At 60.6% G+C, this 4,589-nt stretch carries 4 protein-coding genes and 1 pseudogene; all 5 read right to left on the bottom strand.

Annotated elements, in window-relative coordinates; translation table 11 throughout:
• Positions 1-43: 43 nt before the first annotated feature.
• The 5 genes and pseudogenes from A37A_RS21535 to A37A_RS18520 all read right to left on the bottom strand — a co-directional run bounded on the left by A37A_RS21535 (position 44) and on the right by A37A_RS18520 (position 4,375).
• Positions 44-310: a hypothetical protein gene (locus tag A37A_RS21535; RefSeq protein WP_018291790.1), complete on the bottom strand. Its 267-nt coding sequence runs from the start codon at positions 308-310 to the stop codon at positions 44-46.
• A gap of 310 nt (positions 311-620) precedes the next feature.
• Complete coding sequence (locus tag A37A_RS21530; protein ID WP_018289815.1) at positions 621-803, bottom strand: Druantia anti-phage system protein DruA; 183 nt, start codon at positions 801-803, stop codon at positions 621-623.
• Between the two features lie 377 nt (positions 804-1,180).
• Positions 1,181-2,368, bottom strand: a complete 1,188-nt coding sequence (locus tag A37A_RS0112295) for a cation:proton antiporter (protein WP_018291789.1) — start codon at positions 2,366-2,368, stop codon at positions 1,181-1,183.
• Between the two features lie 226 nt (positions 2,369-2,594).
• Positions 2,595-2,833 (bottom strand): annotated as a pseudogene (locus A37A_RS22080) (DDE transposase family protein).
• A 114-nt stretch (positions 2,834-2,947) separates the two neighbouring features.
• Positions 2,948-4,375 carry an ISAs1 family transposase gene (locus A37A_RS18520; protein ID WP_018291787.1) on the bottom strand — a complete coding sequence of 476 codons (1,428 nt, stop codon included), beginning with the start codon at positions 4,373-4,375 and terminating at the stop codon, positions 2,948-2,950.
• Positions 4,376-4,589 lie beyond the last annotated feature (214 nt).

Here is a 4,589-nt window from a genome sequence, read left to right as displayed (position 1 = left end):
GAGCCATACCTGACGGGGTAATCCCCGCCTTTTCCAGCAACGCTCACCACGAGAGCTCTTTACCCTCGCAGCTTGTGGTGGTTTGAAGACTGCCCCTGCAGGCCGTCTTCGGAGGACCTTCCTCCATCTCCGATAAAGCTACCCTGCTCCACTGCGAAGTCAGGTTCCACAGCGCACGATCGCCCTGTCCTTGCAACCAGTCGGTGAGCCTGGCGCCGAAGGCTTCGGGATCCATGCGGGTGAGCACTTGGTAGAAGACACTGTAGCCGGGAACCGGATGAAAGCCTCCGGTGGCCTTCTTGAGCGGCAAGCCCAATCAAGGTCAACACCGGCCCGACCGGATAGTGGGTGTTCTTCTTGCGCGGATCGGGCGCTTTGCAAAAGACCTCAAGCAACGATCCGACTTGTTGGACGTTGACCGGCAGCGTTCCCGAGGGCCTCGCGCTCAAACCGGCGCGGCACTCTTGGGGTAATTGGGCCGCTCGCAACGTTTGCCGTGCTTGCGCCGAAAGAGGACGCAACCAGAGCCGCTTGGGCCGGTCGTTGGGCAGGTAAAAATCGGCCCGATGGCGGCTGTAGCCTACCGCTTCCCAGTTGCTGGCCTTATAGCAGGTCCCCGCCTACGCCTCCGGATCGGTGAAGCTCTCGGTCAAAAGCGGAGTGTAGCCAAAGCGATCCCGCCACTGCCCCGGCAACGCCCGCAAGGCCGCTCCCAAAGCTTGGGAGGCCAGATTGGGCGCCTGCCCTTTGGGGGCGAACAGCAAAAAGCGCCGATTTTGTACGATCAACTTGAGCCGTTCCATCCGCTATACGGCGCTCCATCCAATCCACCGATCCCAATCGTTGAGCGCGTAGCAGGCCGGCCTTCCAAACCAGCAGCGCCACCGCCTGCCCGTCTTGGACGATGGCCTGACGTAAAATAGTCGTCCACCGATCGCCCCGCTCCCAGATCGTGGCGTTCCTTCAACTGCCCATCGAACCATTCGATTTCTTCGGGAAAACTGGCAATCGAAGCTCGCAGCCCGCACTCCCTTGCCCCACCGGTTCCTGAATGGAAATGCTGTTTCATCGAGCCTATGGCATCGAAAAAGTCGCCTCATGTCTAGCCTTTCTTTCCCTCCCTGACGCAGAATCACTTGCTCGTTCATAAAAAAAGGCCCTGGGCGGCCTGGAGATCAGATCACCCCTCCTCTTCGAACTCCCCAGGCCCGGCAAGCTCCGGCTCCCTTTCTTTCGCTTTGACGGGGGCCGGGGGAAAGAGACGGCTTGCTCCAATCACTGGAACCAGCGTGCTTAAGAGAATGGCGATCGTCACTTGCGAATACTGTTCTCTCTGCAAGATCCCCTTGGTCACTCCAAAGTGGGCCGCAATGAGTCCGAAGGTGAGCCCTCCACTCGTCAGCAGGGAGCCGAAAAGCGCCTCCCGCCGGGAGAGTTGCAGCACTCGGAAGGCTGGCCAGACGGCCATCATCTTGCTCAGGAACTTGACGGTGAAAAACAGGAGGATGGGAAGCAAGCCGAAGAGAAGAATCTGCAGGGAAATATGAAAACCCGCCTTGATGAAGAAGAAGGGAGTGAGCAGGCCGTAAGCGAGTGAGCGCATGCGGCGGACGAGCTGGCGATCGCTCGCAAAGGATTTGGCGACGAGCACGCCGGCCACATAGGCCGGCAGAACGGGCTCGGTCTGCGCGACCGAGGCAAGCGCGCCCAGGAGAGCGAGGACAAAGAAGAGGAACTTGATTTCCGGCTCACTGACCGGGCTTCGTCCCAGCCAGCGGAGAAGGGGCCTCAGCGATAGCGGCAGCGCCAGGAGCAGCAAGAGAGCCAGGAGCAGCAAAAGCGCCGAGGTTGTCGACCAATGAGTAAAGAAGAGGCCTAGGAAGAGGACCGAAAGGAAATCGGTCACGAAGCAGCTCGTCAGAAGAAGCTGGCCGAAGCGGGTGGCTTCCATCCCCTTTTCGAGGATGGCGGTGTAAACGATCGCAACCGAGGTCGTGGCCAGCGCGATCCCTGCGACGAGCGAACCTGCCGTACTCCAACCCAGAACCAAGTGCGCTACGAGATAGACCAGGCCGAAGGGCAGAAGAAAGGAGAGAAAGCCGATGACGAGGCTCGGGAGGGCATGATGCCGGAAGGAAGCGGGATCAATCTCGGTCCCGGCAAGGAACGCAAGCGTGACGCTGCCGAGCCTGGCCAGGAAGGTCATCCATTCTGTCGGCTCGGCCATTCCCAGCAGGTGGCTCATCAAGATACCGACCAGAACCTCCACCAGAGCCACGGAGACACGAAGCTGGAGTGCAATCACAGCGGCCAGAAACGCCGCACCCATCCAAATCGCAAGGAAGACCCATGGGTTCTCTAGTGGCATGCAACGTTCCCTCGGCCGACCTGCCAACGGGCAATTGAATCGCGGAGAGCGTCGACCCGGTCCGCTTGAGTGAGTGCGCTCATTTTACGTAAAGCTATCGTAAATGCACAGTGAATTGACCGTGCCTTTCGGTCTACAGGGCATAAATGTACGCTGCGGCGAGATCCAGGGCTCGCCCGCCACCGAAGAGAACGGGCGGGACGAGCAGGGTCTTTTGTTTTGGAGTTCATGCGGCGGCGAGGATGGCCAGACATTGTTTAGGGGTGGAGCAGAATCGTTCGCGGAACTGCGGGAGGGATTGTTTTCGCCGAGGCGTTCGGAGAGGAGCGAGAGGAGGGCGTTACGGATGAGCGCCAAGTTGGCCAGCAGGTTGGGCTGGCGAGAGCGGGAACGGTCTTCGCCCATCAGGACATCGCGTCGCCAATGATTGCGGATTTCGATCCCGCCCCAATGTTCTCGGATCAAGTTTAACCATTCTTGGGGCGAATACTGATCCGGTGGCGAGCTGGAGAGGTAGTAACGGGACTCGGGTGCCGGTCAGACCATCCTTTTTCTTCGTGCGCTGGCTGCGCACCACGATCAGGGCGCGGGCAAAGGGGAAGTCGACGACCAGGGGCTCGATGGGGAAGGCATGGAGCCCTCGGGTTTCGACCCGGCCATGACCGGTTTGGTTGTCGGCAAAAAGGGGGTGTCGGGCAAGGCGTCCAAGGCTTGAGCCTCTTGGAGCAAGCGAGGCTGATTTCCCTTGATCCCGAACAGGTAATCGCCCCCTTTTTCGACGATGAGACGGGCCTGGCGCCGCTGACAATGCAACGGGTCGGCGGTGATGATTTTGCCATCCAGGGCCGGCAGCTTTTCCAGCAGCGCCACCGCCGCGCTTTGTTCGCAACGGGGCGTGTCCTGCTTTTGGTCGTGGACCGCCACCGCTTGCGGGGCGCCGTCCTCCTGTTGGGCCAAGGTCAGGAGGCCAATATGATGACGAATCATTTTGCCGTCCAAGGCCAGCGCCTGCGGCAGCGTGCCGCTCTGCGCTTGCAACCAGTCGGTGAGCCTGGCAGCGAAGGCTTCGGGATCCATGCGGGTGAGCACTTGGTAGAAGACACTGTGGCCGGGAACCGGATGAAAGCCTCCGGTGCCCTTCTTGAGCGGCAAGCCCAGCCGACGGCGTTGGGGCTGGGTCAGACTGGTGGCAAAACGGGCGATCTCGGCGATCTCCCGCCGCCCGGCCAAAAGCGCCATCGCGATCAAGGTCAACACCGACCCGACCGGATAGTGGGCGTTCTTCTTGCGCGGATCGGGCGCTTTCCAAAAGACCTCCAGCAATGAGTCGAGCTGCTGGGCGTTGACCGGCAGCGTGCCCGAGGGTCTCGCGCTCAAACCGGCGCGGCACTCTTCGGGTAATTGGGCCGCTCGTAACGTTTGCCGCGCTTGCGCCGAAAGAGGACGCAGCCAGAGCCGCTTGGGCCGGTCGTTGGGCAGGTAAAAATCGGCCCGATGGCGGCTGTAGCCCGCGCTGTAGCCTACCGCCTCCCAGTTGCTCGCCTTGTAGCANGTCCCCGCATAGGCCTCCGGATCGGTGAAGCTCTCGGCCAAAAGCGGAGTGTAGCCAAAACGATCCCGCCACTGCCCCGGCAACGCCCGCAAGGCCGCTCCCAAAGCTTGGGAGGCCAGATTGGGCGCCTGCCCCTTGGGAGTGAGCAGCAGAAAACGCCGATTTTGTACGATCAACTTGAGCCGCTCCACCCGCTGTACGGCNCTCCATCCAATCCACCGATCCCGATCCTTGAGCGCGTAGCAGGCCGGCCCCCAAACCAGCAGCGCCACCGCCTGCCCATCTTGGGCAATGACCTGGCGCAAATAGTCGCCCACCGATCGCCCCGCCCCCAGATAGTGGCGCTCCTTCAACTGCCCATCGAACCATTCGATTTCTTCGGGAGAACTGGCAATCGAAACTTCCAGTCCGCAATCCCTTGCCCCATCGGCTCTTAAATGGAAAAGCTGTTTCATCGAGCCTATGGCATCGAAAAAGTCGCCTCATGTCTAGCCTTTCTTTCCCTCCCTGGCGCAGAATCACTTGACCGTTCATAAAAAAAGGCCCTGAACGGAAGTGAACGCTGAACAAAGCCTCGAAACGGGCAATGCGGACGCCGAGCTCGTGTCGAAGAAGCGAAGGCCGATGTTTCCCTGGGAAGGAGAGCATATGTGCACTGGGGAGAGCCGC

It is taken from the genome of Verrucomicrobium sp. 3C (assembly GCF_000379365.1).
Lineage (GTDB): Bacteria > Verrucomicrobiota > Verrucomicrobiia > Methylacidiphilales > Methylacidiphilaceae > Methylacidimicrobium.
The sequence above is the reverse complement of the archived record's forward strand: the minus strand, read 5'-3'. Positions and strand labels throughout refer to the sequence as shown.

Excerpts from the sequence above, each read along its gene's own strand:
- A37A_RS21530 (WP_018289815.1), bottom strand. The coding sequence starts at position 803 with ATGGAACGGCTCAAGTTGATCGTACAAAATCGGCGCTTTTTGCTGTTC.
- A37A_RS0112295 (WP_018291789.1), bottom strand. The coding sequence starts at position 2,368 with ATGCCACTAGAGAACCCATGGGTCTTCCTTGCGATTTGGATGGGTGCG.